We start from the raw sequence: 17,682 nt of genomic DNA, 5'->3' as shown, positions 1-17,682 counted from the left end.
TATGACGTCCCAAACCACGCAAAGTGATCCAGTAATCCTCGAGATGCGCTCCATCACGAAGGAGTTCCCCGGCGTCAAGGCGCTGTCGGAGGTCAGCCTCCGGGTCAAGGCCGGCGAGATCCACGCTATCTGCGGTGAGAACGGCGCCGGCAAATCCACGCTCATGAAGGTGCTGTCCGGCGTCTACCCGTACGGCAGCTACGACGGCGACATCGTCTACCAGAACGAGGTCCAGCAGTTCAAGGACATCCGGGCCAGTGAGCACGCGGGCATCGTCATCATCCACCAGGAACTGGCACTCATCCCGGAACTCTCCATCATGGAGAACATCTTCCTGGGCAATGAGCCCGCGCGCCGTGGCGTGATCAACTGGGGAGAGGCGCGCAAACGCTCCATCGAACTCCTCGCCCGGGTAGGCCTCCGCGAGGATCCGGACACTCCCGTCAAGGAAATCGGCGTCGGCAAGCAGCAACTGGTGGAAATCGCCAAGGCCCTGAACAAGTCGGTAAAACTACTCATCCTGGACGAGCCCACTGCCGCCCTGAACGAATCCGACTCCCAGCACCTGCTGGACCTGATGCTCGGCCTCAAGGCCAAGGGCATTACCTCGATCATCATTTCCCACAAGCTCAACGAAATCGAACAGATCGCGGATGAGATCACCATCATCCGCGACGGTAAAGCGGTGGAAACACTGAACATCGTGGCCGACGGCGTGGACGAGGACCGGATCATCAAGGGAATGGTGGGACGTTCCCTTGAGTCCCGCTTCCCGGAGCACACCCCGGAAATCGGCGATGTGCTGTTCGAGGTCCGCAACTGGACAGTGGGCCATCCCCAGGTGGCAGACCGGCTCGTCTGCAAGAACTCGAGCTTCACGGTGCGCCGCGGCGAGATCGTCGGCTTCGCAGGGCTCATGGGCGCGGGCCGCACCGAACTTGCCCGCTCCCTGTTTGGGCGTTCCTACGGGAACTACATCTCAGGCCAGGTCTTCAAGAACGGCCAGGAAATCCACATCCGGAATGTTCCCCAAGCCATCAAAGCGGGACTGGCGTACGTCACTGAAGACCGCAAGAGCCTCGGCCTGAACCTGCTGGATGACATCAAGACCACCACCGTCTCAGCTAACCTCAAGGCCATCACCAAGGGCCTCGTCGTTGACAACCGCAAGGAATTCACGGTGGCCGAGGGGTACCGCAAGAGCCTTCGGACCAAAGCGCCCACAGTCAATGAAGGGGTGTCCAAGCTCTCCGGCGGCAATCAGCAGAAGGTTGTGCTGGCCAAGTGGATGTTCACCGGCCCGGACCTGCTCATCCTTGACGAGCCCACGCGCGGAATCGACGTCGGCGCGAAGTACGAGATCTACGGCATCATCCAGCAGCTGGCACAGCAGGGCAAGGGCGTCATCGTGATCTCCTCCGAGCTGCCTGAACTGCTCGGACTGTCGGACCGGATCTACACCATCTTTGAGGGCTCCATCACGGGAGTACTGGATAAGGAACACGCCACTCAGGAAAGCCTGATGCGCCTGATGACCTCAGCCACCCGCGCCGGCAACAACGCCGCCCCCACTGCACAAACCGCATAAGCCCGAGGACGGAACAATTATGAAAGCACTTAAAAGGATTTTCGGCGGTGACACCCGCCAGTTCGGCATGATCATTGCCCTCGTGGCACTCGTGCTGTTCTTCCAGTTGTTCACCGGCGGTAAGGTCCTGACGCCGACCAACATGATCAACCTGTTCAACGGCAACTCCTACATCCTGGTCCTGGCGATCGGAATGGTGCTGGTGATCATTGCCGGCCACATCGACCTCTCTGTCGGCTCTGTTGCCGCAGCCGTGGGCATCGTAGTGGCCATAGCCATGCGGGACTGGGGCATCCCCTGGTACCTTGGCATCCTCCTCGGACTGGTCCTGGGCGCAGTGATCGGTGCCTGGCAGGGCTTCTGGGTGGCCTACGTGGGCATTCCCGCCTTCATCGTCACCTTGGCCGGAATGCTGCTTTTCCGTGGCGCCAACCAGTTCGTGGGCAAATCGTTGACCGTTCCCGTGCCGGAGGAATTCCGTGCCATGGGTGCAGGCTTCCTGCCGGAGATCGGCGACTTCGCCCGTTACAACGCCCCCACAGTCATCCTCGGATTCCTGCTGATCGCCGTCGTGGTGTTCCTGGAGTTCCGCAACCGCCGCATCGAAGCCGGCACCGGTGCCACCGTGGATCCGCTCTGGGTGCCCATCACGCGGCTGGTCCTGCTTGCCGGCGCAGTCCTGTACGTCACCTGGCTGTTCTCGACCGGACGCTACGGAACCTCGTTCCCCGTCTCTGGCCTGATCCTCGTGGGCCTGGTGGCGTTGTACGTCTTCATCACCAGCAAGACCATCCTTGGCCGGCACGTCTACGCGGTAGGTGGCAACCGCCACGCCGCCGAGCTCTCCGGTGTGCAGTCCAAGAAGGTCAACTTCCTGGTCATGATGAACATGTCCATCCTGGCGGCACTCGCTGGAATGATGTTCGTGGCCAGGTCCACCAGCTCAGGACCCGCGGACGGCGTGGGCTGGGAACTTGACGCCATTGCGGCCGTCTTCATCGGCGGCGCGGCAGTCAGCGGCGGCGTCGGCACCGTGATCGGTTCCATCGTGGGTGGCCTTGTTATGGCTGTGCTGAACAACGGCCTGCAGCTGCTGAGCGTCGGAGCCGACATGCAGTCGATCATCAAGGGCCTGGTGCTGCTGATTGCCGTGGCCATCGATGTCTACAACAAGAGCCAGGGGCGCCGCTCCATCATCGGAATGCTGATGAACGGCCTGCGCTCCAACCAGCCGCCCACCTCGGAGAAAGAGATTGCCAAGACCTCCGAGATCATCACTCCCGCAGAACCAGCCGAGTCAAAATAGCCCGCGACGGCGGCCGGCACGCCCGGCTGCCTTTGGACCCAGAAAGAGAAACTCACATGCGTAAAATCGCAAAGACCCTGACCGTCCTCGCGGCCGTCGCAACGCTCTCCCTGACAGGGTGCGGCCGCTCCGACGTCGACGCCGAAGCCGCCAAGGCGGGCACCGCCCTGTCCGGCTTCCCCCAGGACGCCGTCATCGGCGTCGCCCTTCCCAAAAAGACCAGCGAGAACTGGACCCTGGCAGAGAAGCTGTTCAACGACGGGCTGTCCTCGGCCGGCTTCAAGCCCAACGTGCAGTTCGCTAACAACGGCGTATCCGAGCAGCAGAACCAGATCTCCACGATGATCACCTCCGGCGCCAAGGTAATTGTGGTCGGCGCCGTGGACGGTGCACAGCTGGGCACCCAGCTCCAGCAGGCCAAGGACGCCGGCGCGGTCATCATCGCCTACGACCGCATGCTGACAAACACCAAGGCCATCGACTACTACGTGGCGTATGACAACTTCAGGGTCGGTGAACTGCAGGGCCAGGCGTTGCTGGAAGGCATGGCGGCCAAGAAGGCTGGCCCGTATAACGTCGAACTCTTCGCAGGATCCCCGGACGATGCCAACTCGAAGGTGTTCTTCGACGGCGCCATGAGCGTCCTGAAGCCCAAGATCGACGACGGGACCCTGAAGGTGGTCTCCGGCCAGTCCGATTTCCAGCGGGCTGTCACGCAGGACTGGAAGCCGGAAAACGCCCAGCGCCGCATGGACGCACTGCTCTCGGGCAGCTACGCCTCTTCTGAGCTGGACGGTGTCCTGTCTCCGAATGACACCCTGGCCCGGGCCGTGATCACGTCCATCAAGAGCGCCGGCAAGTCCGTTCCGATTGTGACCGGCCAGGACTCCGAGGTGGAGTCCGTGAAGTCCATCATGGCTGGCGAGCAGTACTCGACGATCAACAAGGACACTCGCAAGATTGTCGAACACACGATCACCATGATCAAGGACCTGCAGCAGGGCCTCGCCTTGGAAATCAACGACAACCGCAACTACAAGAACGAGTTCAAGCGCGTTCCTGCCTTCCTGTTGCCGCCTGCGATCGTGACCGCAGCCAACGTGAAGACTGCCTACGTGGACGATCCGACACTCGGCCCGATCACCAAGTAACAACTGAACGCGGGAATGCCCCGGCTCCCTCAGTGACCAGTTCACAGGAGCCGGGGCATTCCCGTTTAAGCGATGCGCGTGCGCCCAACTTTGCCGTTTTAGAACTACGCCGGGCCGTCCACGCGTAGGACGCCCGGCCCTGTGAAGTGCAGTGCGTGGTTGCGCACAGCCTGCGGCGTGGTGAAGGCCCTGTAGCCATACGCGTCCGCCGGGTGCCAGCCGACGTCGGTGGTGAAGTCCCAAGCGGTCCAGTCCGGTGCGGGTGTGCCGCTCAGTTCCGCCTCTGCCAGTGCCTCCGCCCGGTTGGTTTCGTAGGAGGCCCGGGCCACGGACTCCAGGTCCGCCGGGGCTCCGTTGAACCACGACCCAGTGTCGCTGAAGCGGTGCCCGTTGTAGCTGCTGACCATGATGGATGCGTCCGCGCCGGGTCCCGTGTAGTCGAAGGCGTTGTACTCGGAGAAAATCCTGGACTCGTAGCCTGCGCCCAGGAAGTAGCTGCTGCCGCCCTGTGCCTCACTGACCATCGGGTACTGCTGATGGTCGGTGCTGCCCACAAAGTAGTTGTTCACCACGTGCACCTTGCCGAACCTGACGCGGGGGCCGCGCTGCTGGATGTTCTCCATCAGGTTGCCGATGTAGCTGACGCGCAGCTTGCCGCCGTCCTTATCCACGTGCTCGTCGCCGGAGCCGAGCAGCATCGTCTTGTCGTGGTTGTGCAGTTTGCTGTTGGAAATGGTCACATAATCGGTGCCGTCCTTGAGGTCCAGCAAACCGTCATGCCGGTTGGCGGGCTTGCCCCGGAACCCCATGGGCGCCTCACTGTCCGGGTATCGTCCGTCGGTCAGCCGGACGTGGTCGATCCAGAGATGGTCTGATGTGACTGAGGACAGGGCGTCGAACCGCGCGTTCCAGGCGCCCTGGCCGTCGTCCGGGGACCACGTGGTGAAGAAGTCCACGGGTGCCTCCACGCTGAGGTTGCGCACCACCACGTTCGTGGCGCTCAGGATCACGATGTTTGCACCTACAAACCCCGCGTCATTACCGAGGCCCAGCAATGTGGTGTTGCTGGGGAGGCTCACCTCGATCTGGCGCTTCATGTTGTTGCTGCCCGTCTGGCGCAGCTGACGCATGGACCTGCAGTAATCGAAGGTCTGGTCGCTCCAGGTCCTGCCGTCCGGACCGAAGCAGGACATGTACTTGTTGATGTCATAGCCGGGCGCATAGTCCTGCTCCCCGAGAATGCGCCCGTCCGGTGTCTGGTTGCCGTCGATGGTTCCACGGACATAGATGATTTTGGGCGCTTTCGGCTCACCATGGTTGGCCAGCGCTGCCTTCAGCTCTGCCAGCGTGCCCACCTCGTAGCGGTTTTCGGCCGGAGCGCCCGCCCCGCCGTTCGTGACGCCGTCGACGGCGGCCCAGCCGGTGGGTGCCGCGTCGTCGGCGCGGATAATGCCCCCTCCCGTCAGGGACGATGCCGCTGTGCCACCAGGCGCCCTGGTTCCGGGTGCTGCGTTGGCGGGTCCGGCAACAGCGAGCCCGGCGGCGAGCGCCAGCACCGAGGCGGACGCCACCACTGCTCCGGCGAGGCGAGGACGGGCAAGTCTCGAATGGGACGTGGATTTGAAACGTATGGAGGACGTCATTGGCCTTTATTTCCGGCATGCCAAACAGACCACATGCCTAGTCGGGTGCGGATACAGATTTCGGGGAACCGCCGCTCAGAAAACGCTTTCCCAGCGGCACTACTATTCTTACGTCGGCCGTGACAAAGCTGTCAAGGGGTGTCCTTTTTTGCCTCTTCAAACAAGAACGGCTTTCACAGCGCAAACATAGGTTCGCCACGTTTCCCGCACAGGGACGGGCACGAGTCTGGGATCAGAACGCCGGTCTTTCCGCCGGCCGAGATCCTAGGAGTACAGTGAGCGTCCTTGCCCGGAGTGTAGGCAATGCCTTCAGAAACAAGGTTCGAACGGCTGCAGTCGTTGCGGTCCTGGCAGTGGCCATCGGTCTGGCACTGGCCATGCTGGTGGCCAACCAGGCCGTGAGCGCCAAAGTCCAGGAGCTGAATGCCTCCGTCGGGACTGTCCTGACCGTCAACCCCGCCGGAGGCCAGGGCTTCGAAGGTGGCGGCGAACCGCTGACAACCGAGCAGGCCGCCACCGCCGCTGCCGTTCCCAACGTCAGTTCCGTCGTCGGGACCACTTCCCTCAGGCTCCGGAACGCTGCCGAGGCTGCCGCCCAGACGGCCGCCGGCGCCCCGGCAGGCCCCGGCGGAGGCCAGGGCGGCGGACCCGGGGGTACGTCCGCAACTACACTGACCACCAGCCTGACAGCCGCCATTGATGCCGGCACGCTGGGCAACCGCAACCAGGCGGCCAACGGCACTACGGGTGCCACCGGCACCACCACGCAGCCTCCCCGCTCGCTGCCGATCACCGCCACGGGCATCGGCGCGGAGATGGACAGCACCGGCAAAGCGCTGACCATCACTGACGGATCAGGCCTGGGCGACTACACCGCGGAATCGGCCAACGCCCTGCTGGGCACCACACTCGCGGAAAAGAACGGGCTCTCGGTGGGGTCCACGTTCACCATCAATGACCAGACCTACACCGTGGCGGGCCTGTTCGATTCCGGCACGACGTTCGGCAACAACGCCCTTTACGTAACTCTTCCGACGGCGCAGAACCTGGCGGAGCTGCCCGACGAGCTGTCCAGCATGATTGTGACCGTGGACTCGTTGGAAAATGTTCAGTCCACGAAGGCTGCCCTGGAGACGGCCCTCGGCACCGACAAGGCTGATGTCACCCAGGGCCAGAACCTGGAGACGGCGGTCAGCTCCCTCGGCAGCGTCAGGAACATCTCCTTCATCGCCTTCGTTGCAGCTCTCGGCACGGCTGGGCTCATCATCTTGCTGATCATGGTCATGCTGGTCCGCGAACGCCGCCGGGAGATCGGTGTCCTCAAGGCCATCGGCGCACCCAACCGCACCATCGGCCTGCAGTTCGTGCTCGAAGCCCTCGTCCTGTTTGCCATGGGCAGCGCCGTGGGTGCCGCGATCGCATCCTTCGCCAGCGGCGGCATCGCCTCGGCGCTGATCAGCACCAACACCACGACGGCGGCCCCCACCGGCCCCGGGGCCGCCATGGCGGGGGCAACTGGCGGCGCCGGTTTGCCGGGCGGCGGCGCAGGCTTCCCTGGCGGCGCTGGCCTACCTTCCGGCGGACCGTTCGGCGGAGCCTCCCAGCTGCTGACCTCCGTCACCGCCAGCGCATCCCCCGGCGTCATTGCCGCCGGAATTGCCGCAGTATTCGGAGTCGCCATCATCGGCGCGCTTGTCCCCGCGCTGCTCACGGCCCGCATCCGCCCCATCGAAGTCCTGCGAGGAGAATAGCCATGATTGAAGTCAAGAACCTGGTCCGCACCTTCAACTCGGGCGACCGCACCATCAAGCCAGTCAACAATGTGAGTTTTGAACTCGAGCAGGGCACGTTGGCGTCCATCGTCGGCAAGAGCGGCAGCGGCAAGAGCACCCTGTTGTCCCTCCTGGGTGCGCTGGACAAGCCCACCAGCGGAGACGTCGTCGTGAACGGTGTTAGCCTGGCGAGCATGCCGGACGGGAAGCTGACCGAATACCGACGCCGGGACATCGGCTTTGTGTTCCAGCAGTTCAACCTCATCCCGAATCTCTCCGCGGTGGACAACGTGATGCTTCCGATGGAGTTCGCCGGGATGCGCAAGGCCGGACGCCTCCAGCGGGCAAAGGATCTTCTCGAACAGGTGCAGCTGGACCCGGACAAACAAGTACGGCGGATCAACCGGCTCTCGGGCGGCGAGCAGCAGCGCGTGGCGATTGCCCGTGCTCTGGCCAATGAACCCCAACTGATCCTGGCGGACGAACCAACAGGCAACCTGGACGAACAGACCGGTGATCACATCATCGAGCTCCTCAGTTCGCTCAGCCGGGAGCACAACACCACCATCCTGGTGGTCACCCACGACCGGGCGCTGGCCAACAAGGCGGACCGCCGCTTCAGGCTGCAGCAGGGCAAGCTGACGGAAGAGGCTGCCCGCACCCGTTCGGCGGTGGCAACCCCGGCATAGCGAAAGGGAGGGTCCGCCCAGGGACCCTCCCTCACTTCCTACAGGTTTTTCCCGGACCCTCTCACTGCAATGAGAGGATGGCTCTCATGAGTGCGCCTATCGCCAAACCGTGGCTGTCCAGCCAGTCCGACCAGGACCCCAGGTCCGCTACCGGCAACACCCTGAAGTGGGGAGTAGTAGCCACCGGCGGCATCGCCCGGTCCGTGTCCGAAGATCTGGCCCTCCTGGCCGACGCCGAGCTCTACGCCGTCAGTTCCCGCGGCCAGGAGACTGCGGACAACTTCGCCGCGGCCTACGGGTTCGCCAAGGGATACGGGGACGACGGCGGCGTCCACGGCTACCAGCGGCTCCTCGCCGATGATTCGATTGACGTCGTGTATGTGGCCACGCCCCACGCCCAGCACCACCAGATTGTCCTCGCTGCACTGAACGCCGGGAAACACGTCCTGTGCGAAAAGGCCTTGACGATCAACGCCCGCGAAGCGAGCGAGCTGATTGACGTGGCCCGCAAAAAGAACCTCTTTCTGATGGAAGCGATCTGGAGCCGGTTCCTGCCGGCCATGCAACGCGCCTTCGACATCGCTGCCTCAGGAGAACTGGGTGATGTGCACTGGGTCAGCGCCGATCTGGGCTTCCCCGCGCCGTACTCCCCCACGTCCAGGCTTTGGGCAAGGCAGGACGGCGGCGGGGCCCTGCTGGACATCTCCGTCTACCCGCTGCTCTGGGCGCTGGGAACCCTCGGTTTCCCGCAGACCGTCAGTGCCACTGGCGTTGTCAACGACGACGGCGTCGACGCCCAAAATGCGATGACTCTCGGTTACAACCACGGCGCCCAAGTCCAGCTGACGTCGTCGCTGTTGGCACACGGTCCACGGATCGCAACAGTGGCCGGAAGCCTGGGATACCTCCAAAGCGTGGGCTCCATCAACAATCCGAGCGAACTGCTGGTCAGGATAGGCCGCGGGGAACCCCGCCGCGAAGTGTTCGACGTCGTCGGTCGGGGCTACACCTATGAACTCCGCGAAGTGACACGCTGCATCCAGCAAGGGCTTGTCGAAAGCCCCGTCATGCCCCTCGAGGATTCCCTGAACACCATGCGCCTTTTCGATGGCGTGCGAGCCCAACTCGGTGTCAGCTACCCAAACGACGCGCATTAGGGCCGACTAAATATGAATGACAAAGAAAGTCAATTTGATGGGAATTTGTTGATTTTTTCATGGACTTCGATCAATAAGCAGTCTTACGATGTAAACATCGTCGGTTGATCCGCTCTGGGGGTGGTACGCATGGCTAGAGGTCTATCGCCATGGCGTGCGCTCCGGCCAGTTCTCCTCGCTGGAGCCGCCACACTCACTTGGCTGACGCTTTCCACCACTGCCGCATCTGCCGATTCGCCCGATTCGGGTTCGCTACTGGGCGGGGTAACTTCGTCGGTTTCGTCCCTCGCAGCCCCGCTGGCAAGCACGCTGCCGTCCCTGCCCGAGGTTGCGACACCGGCCCCTCAGCCCGTGCCATCGCCCGGACTCCTGCGGCCCGTGGCGGGCACACTCACCGGCGCCACAGACCAGTTGGTCACGGCCGTCCCGGTCGTGAACGAGGTTGTTCCTGCGGGCACGGTCTCCACTGTTGTCGTCCCTGTTGCTGTTGTGGCCGATGACGCCGCCGCGGGACTGGTGGAAACTGTCGCTCCGCCGCTCGTTGGCGCGGTTCCAGTTCTTGAGCCTCTGGTGCAGCCAGTCTCGGACTTGGTCACGGGAGCTGTTCCCTTGCCCGTAACCCTGCCCAGCGTCCCGGACAGCGGATCCGTTACTACTGATTCCGCAAGCATTCTGAACGAGGGTGACTCGCTGGCGGATCCGACCGCCTCTGGTAATTTCTCAGGGATCATTCTGGAGCAGCTTGCCGGGGCTGCCAGCACAGCAGGCTTCCCAGCCTCTCCTGTGGCTGCCCTTGCCAGAACATCTTCCTCCCCTGGCGCGCCCACAACTGCCGCCTCGGAGCCTGAGCTACCACTGGCAGGCAGTCCGTCACCGGCACCTTCCGGCCCCAGTTCCGGGGCTGGGAGCGGAGCACCGCCGTCGGGCCCCTCAGGCTCGGCCGCCTGGCTGAACGACCTTGATCTTGATTTCCTGCTCCCGGGCGCTTTCCCGGTCAGCGGATCCTCTGAGCATGCCCCCTCACCGGTGTCATTCGACCCCGGTTCCTCTCCTGACTAGTTGAGCCCTGCCTGCCATTCCGTGGCAGGACAAGGCAAAAGGGTTGCTTACCTGCGCCCCACATCAACTTCTCAGGAGACAAAACCATGCATTCCAACCTTCGCAGAGGGCTGCTTAGCACCCTCTTTGCCGGCGGGCTCCTAGCCCTCGGCGCCACCGCAGCCAACGCTGCGGATACAACCAGCGGATCGGACCTCACCGCATCCGCCCTGGTCTCAGCGGCGACATCCGCGAACACGACGTCGTTGAGCCTGCTGGGTGACCCAACGCCGTCGGACACCGCGGATGTTGCCGCTGTGGTCGACGTCAACCTCGGCCTTGGAAACGGCAGCCTGACCGGCACCGACACCACAGCCGACGTGGCCGCCGCAGCCGACATCAACCTCGGCCTCGGCAACAGCGTCCTCGGCGGCACCAACGACGGCGGAACCACCGCCGACGTGGCCGTCGCAGCCGACGTCGCACTTGGCCTCGGTAACGGCAGCCTGACCGGCACCGACACCACCGCCGACGTGGCCGCGGCAGCCGACATCAACCTCGGCCTTGGAAACGGCAGCCTGACCGGCACCGACACCACAGCCGATGTGGCCGCCGCCGTCGACCTGGGCCTCGGCCTCGGCCTCGGCACCGACGGCACTACCGGCACCACCGGTGGTGGCCTGGACGCCGCAGTTGATGTCGACCTGGGTCTGGACACCTCAGGTCTTTTGGATGACGTGACAGCCGGCGTCGGTGGATCCGTCATCATCGGAGGCGCCACTGACGGCAGTGTCACTCCCGGTACGGAAACACCCGGCACTGAGACCCCAGGAACCGAAACGCCGGGCACGGGAACTCCGGGCGGAACGGGCACTACCGGCGGCACCGATACCCCGGGAACCGGCACGACCGGCCCCACCGGAAATACCGGCACCACCACCGGTACCACCGGCTCTGACAGCACCGGAATCACCGTTGTCCCGGCTGGGGGCACCACCGGCACCACTGCAGGCTCGGCATCCGCAGCGGCCAACACCCTGGGCAACGCCAGGGGCAGCACCACAGGCCAGGGCGGCACCGCCACGCTGGCCAAGACAGGAATCGATGCATCGCTGATCCCCGTCGCCCTGCTCCTGCTGGTTACAGGCCTGCTGATGTTCCGCCGTCGCAAGACGTCCTAACAATCAGAAGGTGGATCAAGAGGTTCTGAAACTCGACAAGCACCAACAATCGCTGCCGTTCGCGGCAGCCGGCGAAAGGAGGTGGCCGCCAGCCCGATAGCACATGTCCTTGCGACCAGTGGTCCGGGTGCGAAGGCCTCCATGCCTCTGCACCCGGACCGCAGGCGCGCACGATAACCACTCCAGGAGGCGTTACCGGCCGGTATAATTTAGGAACAATAGTGCCGCAGCGCACCGGAGGGAGCTGGTCATGGTGGCGGATTCGCCTAGCTCCATCAAGAATGAAGTGGTTGGCGGACGGTATCGCCTGGGAGAAGTGATCGGCCGGGGCGGCATGTCATCGGTGTACTGTGCCAGGGACGAGCACCTTGGCCGGGATGTGGCACTGAAGCTCTTCGCGCCGCAGGCCCCGGACTCCGATGAACTCAAGCGGCAGGAAGCCGAAATCCAGCTGCTGGCAACCCTTAACCATCCAAGCCTGGTAACACTGTTCGACGCCGGAATCGATACCCGCATCCCGGATGAGCCCCGGCCGTTCCTGACAATGGAGCTCGTGGACGGGCAAGACCTTCGCAGCCGAATCAGGCACAGTGCAGTTCCGTTGGACGAGCTCGCCGTCATTGGTGCAGGAATCGCCGATGCCTTGGCCTACGTGCACAGCCTGGGCATCATCCATCGCGACATCAAACCAGGCAACATCCTGTTGGTGCAGATCCGTCCGGGGGAACCCCTGCGGCCCAAACTGACGGATTTTGGCATCGCCAGGATCGCGGACTCAACACGGCTTACCACCACCGGAACCCTGGTGGGCACGGCCGCTTACCTCAGTCCGGAGCAGGCCATGGGGGCTCCCCTGTCACCGGCAACGGATATCTACTCGCTGGGCCTTGTCCTCCTGGAATGCATCAAGCAGACCATAGAGTACCCGGGAAGTGCCGTCGAATCAGCTGTGGCCAGGATTCATCGTGCACCGGAAATACCGGACGACGTGCCGGCGGAGTGGGCTGACCTCATCCGCTCGATGACTGCTGTCGAACCGTTGGAACGCCCTACAGCAGCGGATGTGGAAACGGCACTACGCCAGGCCCTCGTATCCCCCGTCTCCGCACCTGGCGAGCTCGCACCGGAAACCACGCGGGTGCTTCCGGCCATGCCGTTCAGGCCCCCGACAATCACCACTGAAACCAAGCTCCCCGGCTACCAGGAGCACATGGCCGAAGCGGCAGCGTCCAGCGGTTCAGAAGCGCGCGGCCGAGTCCCGGTACTCTCCCGGCTTCGCCACGCCGGAAAGCGAATCTGGCTCGTGCTCGTCCTGGGCATCCTCACCATAGGAGCCATCGCAGCTGCACTGACGTTCAGCCTGGCACCACAGCCGACGCCCGACGTCGTCCCGTACCCGTCCGTCACCGGCACCTTGGGTGACCACCTCAAGCAGCTTCAGGAGAGCGTCGAGCCATGAGTCCTGCCCCTAACGGACACCGTCGCATAGCCGCCGCCCGGGCCGTGGCCGCTGGGGCGGCGCTTCTACTCGCCGTGTTTCTGGCGGGTTGCGGCTCCGCGGATAACGGCCTCAAGCCCGACGCCGCCCGGCAGCTCCAGCAACGTGTTCTTGGCGTGACCCAGGCCGCGGCGGGCAATGACCCGGCGAGCGGTCTTGCCGCTTTGGACAGTCTTGAGGCAGATCTGGCCTCCGCCGTCGGGAACGGACAGGTATCCGAAGACCGCAGGCGGAGCATCATGACCGCCGCCACCGCTGTCCGGGCTGACCTTGCGGCAGCCAAGGCGGTGGCCGACGCCGCCGCAGCGAAGGCGGCAGCGGAAGCTGCCGCAGCACAGGTGCAGGCCGAAGCCGAAGCTGCTGCTCAAGCCGCAAAGGAAGCCCCCGCCCCCGCGGCACCGGCGCCGGCCGAGGGCAAAGGCAACGACGGCAAAGGCAAGGGCAAGGAGGACGACTGACAAGAGGCGGTGCCCCGGTTTCCCGGGGCATCGCCTCTTGTTTCGTCTGGCTTGGACCTAGTTCAGGGTCGCAATAACTTGGTTCAGCGTGGCCGACGGACGCATGACAGCGGAGGCCTTGGCCTCGTCCGGACGGTAGTAGCCCCCAATGTCCACCGGCGAGCCCTGGACCGCAGCCAGTTCACCCACGATGGTCTCCTCCTTGGAGGACAGCTCGTTGGCCACTGCGGAGAACGATGCCGCGAGGTCGGCGTCCTCGGTCTGCTTGGCCAGTTCCTCGGCCCAGTAACGGGCGAGGAAGTAGTGGCTGCCGCGGTTGTCCAGCTCGCCGGCGCGGCGGCTCGGGGATTTGTTCTCCAGCAGGAACGTGCCGGTGGCCTTGTCCAGGGTGTCAGCCAGGATCTGGGCGCGGGCGTTGTCCGTGGTGGTGGCCAGATGCTCGAAGCTGACGGCCAGGGCAAGGAACTCACCCAGGCTGTCCCAGCGCAGGTGGTTTTCCTTGAGCAGCTGCTGGACGTGCTTGGGGGCGGATCCGCCAGCGCCGGTCTCGAAGAGCCCGCCGCCGTTCATCAGCGGGACAACGGAGAGCATCTTGGCGCTGGTGCCCAGTTCCAGGATCGGGAACAGGTCCGTGAGGTAGTCCCGGAGCACGTTGCCGGACACGGAGATGGTGTCTTCGCCCTTGCGGATGCGCTCCAGGGTGAACGCCGTGGCCTTCACCGGAGACATGATCTGGATGTCCAGGCCTTCGGTGTCGTGGTCCTTGAGGTACTCCTTGACCTTGGCGATGAGGTTGGCGTCGTGTGCGCGGGTCTCGTCCAGCCAGAACACTGCGGGCGTCTTCGACGCGCGGGCACGGGTAACTGCCAGTTTGACCCAGTCGCGGATGGGGGCATCCTTGGTCTGGCATGCGCGCCAGATGTCGCCCGGAGCTACCTCGTGTTCGATCAGCACGGCGCCGGACGCGTCAACGATCTGCACTGTTCCGGCTTCCTGGATCTCGAACGTCTTGTCGTGGCTGCCGTATTCCTCAGCGGCCTGGGCCATGAGGCCCACGTTCGGGACGGTGCCCATGGTGGTGGGGTCGTAGGCGCCGTGGGCGCGGCAGTCGTCCACAACAACCTGGTAGATGCCGGCGTAGGAGCTGTCCGGCAGTACGGCCAGGGTGTCGGCTTCCTTGCCGTCGGGACCCCACATGTGGCCGGAGCTGCGGATCATGGCGGGCATGGAGGCGTCCACAATGACATCGGAGGGGACGTTCAGGGTGGTGATGCCCTTGTCCGAGTCCACCATCGCAAGGGCGGGACCCTCTTCGAGGCCCTTCTTGATGAGTGCCTGGACGCCCTCACGGACGTCTTCAGGCAGGTCTTCGAGGCTGCTCAGGATGGCGGCGAGGCCATTGTTGGGGCTGATGCCGGCGGCGGCAAGCTGCTTGCCATAAGTGTCGAACAGTTCGGAGAAGTATGCCTTCACCACGTGGCCGAAGATGATGGGGTCCGAGACCTTCATCATGGTGGCTTTCAGGTGTGCAGAGAAGAGGACTCCCTCTTCCTTGGCACGGGCCACTTGTGCTGCCAGGAACTCGTCCAAGGCGGCGGCGCGCATGACGGTGCCGTCAATAACTTCTCCGGCCAAAACGGGGAAGGCCTTCTTCAGGACCTTGACCGAGCCGTCTTCGCGAACCAACTGGATGGCGACGGTGCCCTCGGACTCAATAACCACGGACTTCTCGTTGGAGCGGAAGTCGTCCTTGCCCATGGTGGCCACGTTGGTCTTGGAGTCCGCGGACCACGCACCCATGGAGTGCGGGTTCTGGCGGGCGTAGTTCTTGACGGACAGCGGAGCCCGACGGTCCGAGTTGCCTTCGCGCAGGACAGGGTTCACGGCGGAGCCCTTGATTTTGTCGTAGCGGGAGCGGATGGCCGTTTCCTCGTCCGAGGAAGGGTTGTCCGGGTAATCCGGCAGGTTGTAGCCCTGGCCCTGGAGCTCGGCGATGGCGGCCTTCAGCTGCGGGATGGAAGCGCTGATGTTGGGCAGCTTGATGATGTTGGCTTCGGGCGTCTTTGCCAGTGCACCCAGTTCAGCAAGGGCGTCACCGATCTGCTGTTCCGGGGTGAGGTAGTCACCGAACACGGAGATGATGCGGCCTGCGAGCGAAATGTCACGGGTCTCCACCTCCACACCTGCGGTCGAAGCAAACGCCTCGATGATCGGCAAAAACGAATAGGTAGCCAGCATCGGCGCTTCGTCGGTGTGGGTATAGATAATCTTGGACATGCGCGGGCGTCTCCCTGAAGGTCGGCTGATTTTTTTCAAATCCGGTCTATTTCACCATGGTTAACTTACCCGAGGACGCGGCTTTGAACCCTACCCGCGAGCTTTGGCGCCGCTCCATTACTGCCGGATTACAGCGTTGGAAAACGCACGACGGCGGTCGCACGCCCAGGCGGGCAGGCCGTCGTCGCGCTTTGGTTGCGGGAGTCGCCGGTGACGGCGTGGGAGCAGTCAGCGCCGCCTGTGGGGAACATCACTGGGCCAGACCTGCACATACTTGGCATCCCGGCCGCGCAATTCCTCCGTTGAGGTGAAGGTGTGGACCGGGTCAACGTCACGGAGTTGGAAGGTTACCGCCTGAGCTGCGAGGTCAACAGCTGCCGGCTGCGTCTCGGCAGCGGAGAAATGGCGGCCGTTGAGGGCGGGTTTCTTGCCGGACTTGCGGAAGGAAAACATGACGAGGACCCCAATCTCTATTAGGTCCGGAGCCCAGTCGGACAGCCAATGCTGTGGCTCAAATTACTCCGCTGCTAGGAGTTACCGCCAGAGCTGGAACGTGGTTTCAGAACATTATGCGGGATGTTTGTGGGCCTGCTGCGGCTTTCACGCAGGTCAGGGACCGCACCATACATGAGACGTCACTACTATTTACAAACTTGTCATATGCGGATAAATTCGGTAGGTCACTCGGCGGGCTTGACTGGAGCCCTCCCCCACCCGTTTAGACAGGACAACAATGACACGTACGAGGTCTCTGGCTACCAGCTTTTTGAGCCTTTCCGCAGCCGCACTGCTGGCGTTGACCACGGCCGGCGGAGCGACGGCAGCACCCTCCGCATCCAGTGACAAGGAGCAACCCTCCGTCACCAGCGCCGTCGTGGACAGCACGGGAGCCGCAGATTACTGGACCGCCGACCGCATGCGCAACGCCATTCCCGGCGATGTCCTGGCGGGCAAGGCACTGGAACGGGGCAACACCAGCGCCGCGCCCGTGGAGAAAGGCAACAACACCAAGATCCAGGCTGGCAAGGGCAAGACCACCATCGCCGTCAGCGAAAACCCCGTGGACCATATTGGCAAGGTCTTCTTCACCCTCGCCGGGAGCAACTATGTCTGCTCCGGCAATGCCGTGGTCTCGAACAACAAGAGCACCGTTTCCACCGCCGGCCACTGCCTCAACGAGGGGCCGGGAGCATTCGCCACGAACTTCATCTTCGTTCCCGCCTACCTGAACGGTGCCGCCCCCTACGGCAAGTGGACCGCAAAGGCCCTCTACGCCCCCGCCCAGTGGAGCAACGACGGCAACATGCAGTACGACACCGGGTTCGCTGTCATGAACACCCTCAATGGCAACTTCCTGTCAGACGTCGTGAACGAATCTGGCGTCGAATTCAACGCTGCCCGAGGCCTGACCTACAAGGCCTACGGCTACCCCGCCGCTTCACCCTTCAACGGTGAGAGCCTCAAGAGCTGCTACGGCCCGGCATCCAACGATCCCAACAACCCGCAGTTCCTCACCCAGGGCATCAGCTGCGACATGACCGGCGGGTCCTCAGGCGGTCCGTGGTTCATCGGAAGCAACGCAGGCGGCCTCCAGAACTCCATCAACAGCTACGGTTACAGCCGGTCACCTGTCATGTACGGCCCATACTGGGGCACCGTCATCCAGCAGACCTACACGAGTGCGGCCGCCTCCTAAGGAATCCTCGCCACAGGAGGACACCGTTAGCCACAGCAAAACGGATCAGTCGCACGAGGAGATCCTCGAGTACTGGACGGATGAGCGGATGGCGGAAGCCAGGCCCCGGGAGCTCCGGCTTCCGGAGGAGGGGTCCGCGCCTCAAGCAGCGGGGCGCGGATCCTCATGCGGTGAGGAGTAACTAGCAGTTAAAGCCCGACGGCGTCCGTCCCCCTCAAAGGGGACGGA

General features: G+C 63.7%; 14 protein-coding genes. 11 read left to right on the top strand and 3 right to left on the bottom strand.

The annotated features are described in order from the left end of the window. The first annotated feature begins 1 nt into the window (after window position 1). Genes mmsA through ACFC25_RS21460 form a run of 3 tightly spaced genes read left to right on the top strand, consistent with a single transcriptional unit; the run spans window position 2 to window position 4,045 of the window. Window positions 2-1,588, top strand: a complete 1,587-nt coding sequence (mmsA, locus tag ACFC25_RS21470) for a multiple monosaccharide ABC transporter ATP-binding protein (RefSeq protein ID WP_337346698.1) — start codon at window positions 2-4, stop codon at window positions 1,586-1,588. A 19-nt stretch (window positions 1,589-1,607) separates the two neighbouring features. After that, a complete protein-coding gene (mmsB, locus tag ACFC25_RS21465) occupies window positions 1,608-2,894 on the top strand; it encodes a multiple monosaccharide ABC transporter permease (protein WP_376048918.1) in 1,287 nt (428 codons plus the stop codon). 56 nt (window positions 2,895-2,950) lie between these two features. Further along, entirely contained in the window at window positions 2,951-4,045 is a 1,095-nt protein-coding gene (locus ACFC25_RS21460; protein ID WP_376048915.1) for a substrate-binding domain-containing protein, read from the top strand. A 104-nt stretch (window positions 4,046-4,149) separates the two neighbouring features. On the opposite strand, the gene ACFC25_RS21455 is transcribed toward ACFC25_RS21460, so the two are convergent. Beyond that, window positions 4,150-5,688, bottom strand: coding sequence for a polysaccharide lyase family 1 protein (locus ACFC25_RS21455; protein ID WP_376048912.1), 1,539 nt, complete (start codon window positions 5,686-5,688; stop codon window positions 4,150-4,152). A gap of 275 nt (window positions 5,689-5,963) precedes the next feature. On the opposite strand from ACFC25_RS21455, the gene ACFC25_RS21450 reads away from it, so the two are divergent. The 7 genes from ACFC25_RS21450 to ACFC25_RS21420 all read left to right on the top strand — a co-directional run bounded on the left by ACFC25_RS21450 (window position 5,964) and on the right by ACFC25_RS21420 (window position 13,481). Next, window positions 5,964-7,439: an ABC transporter permease gene (locus ACFC25_RS21450; RefSeq protein ID WP_376048909.1), complete on the top strand. Its 1,476-nt coding sequence runs from the start codon at window positions 5,964-5,966 to the stop codon at window positions 7,437-7,439. Window positions 7,440-7,441: 2 nt separating this feature from the next. Further along, on the top strand, window positions 7,442-8,149 hold the full coding sequence (locus ACFC25_RS21445; RefSeq protein WP_337350077.1) for an ABC transporter ATP-binding protein: 708 nt from the start codon (window positions 7,442-7,444) through the stop codon (window positions 8,147-8,149). Window positions 8,150-8,235: 86 nt separating this feature from the next. Beyond that, a complete protein-coding gene (locus ACFC25_RS21440; protein WP_376048906.1) occupies window positions 8,236-9,306 on the top strand; it encodes a Gfo/Idh/MocA family protein in 1,071 nt (356 codons plus the stop codon). Window positions 9,307-9,435: 129 nt separating this feature from the next. After that, window positions 9,436-10,365 carry a hypothetical protein gene (locus ACFC25_RS21435; RefSeq protein ID WP_376048904.1) on the top strand — a complete coding sequence of 310 codons (930 nt, stop codon included), beginning with the start codon at window positions 9,436-9,438 and terminating at the stop codon, window positions 10,363-10,365. A gap of 86 nt (window positions 10,366-10,451) precedes the next feature. Beyond that, window positions 10,452-11,525: a hypothetical protein gene (locus ACFC25_RS21430; RefSeq protein WP_376048901.1), complete on the top strand. Its 1,074-nt coding sequence runs from the start codon at window positions 10,452-10,454 to the stop codon at window positions 11,523-11,525. A 250-nt stretch (window positions 11,526-11,775) separates the two neighbouring features. Continuing rightward, window positions 11,776-12,984: a serine/threonine-protein kinase gene (locus ACFC25_RS21425; RefSeq protein WP_337346706.1), complete on the top strand. Its 1,209-nt coding sequence runs from the start codon at window positions 11,776-11,778 to the stop codon at window positions 12,982-12,984. Then, on the top strand, window positions 12,981-13,481 hold the full coding sequence (locus ACFC25_RS21420) for a hypothetical protein (RefSeq protein WP_376048899.1): 501 nt from the start codon (window positions 12,981-12,983) through the stop codon (window positions 13,479-13,481). Before ACFC25_RS21425 ends, ACFC25_RS21420 begins: the two co-directional genes overlap by 4 nt. Window positions 13,482-13,538: 57 nt before the next feature. Here ACFC25_RS21420 and ACFC25_RS21415 read toward each other — a convergent pair whose 3' ends face one another. Both ACFC25_RS21415 and ACFC25_RS21410 read right to left on the bottom strand, forming a co-directional pair. After that, on the bottom strand, window positions 13,539-15,758 hold the full coding sequence (locus ACFC25_RS21415) for an NADP-dependent isocitrate dehydrogenase (RefSeq protein ID WP_376048896.1): 2,220 nt from the start codon (window positions 15,756-15,758) through the stop codon (window positions 13,539-13,541). A gap of 228 nt (window positions 15,759-15,986) precedes the next feature. Further along, window positions 15,987-16,211 carry a hypothetical protein gene (locus ACFC25_RS21410; protein WP_337350083.1) on the bottom strand — a complete coding sequence of 75 codons (225 nt, stop codon included), beginning with the start codon at window positions 16,209-16,211 and terminating at the stop codon, window positions 15,987-15,989. A 280-nt stretch (window positions 16,212-16,491) separates the two neighbouring features. Between ACFC25_RS21410 and ACFC25_RS21405 the strand changes: the two genes are divergently transcribed. Beyond that, the gene (locus ACFC25_RS21405) at window positions 16,492-17,454 is read left to right on the top strand and encodes a trypsin-like serine peptidase (RefSeq protein WP_376048893.1); all 963 of its coding nucleotides are present in this window, start codon (window positions 16,492-16,494) and stop codon (window positions 17,452-17,454) included. Window positions 17,455-17,682: the final 228 nt, after the last annotated feature.

Origin of the sequence: Pseudarthrobacter sp. NPDC055928 (assembly GCF_042270935.1) — a bacterium.
Classification (GTDB): Bacteria; Actinomycetota; Actinomycetes; order Actinomycetales; family Micrococcaceae; genus Arthrobacter.
Note: the sequence above shows the minus strand (reverse complement) of the source record. Positions and strands in the feature narration are given on the sequence as shown.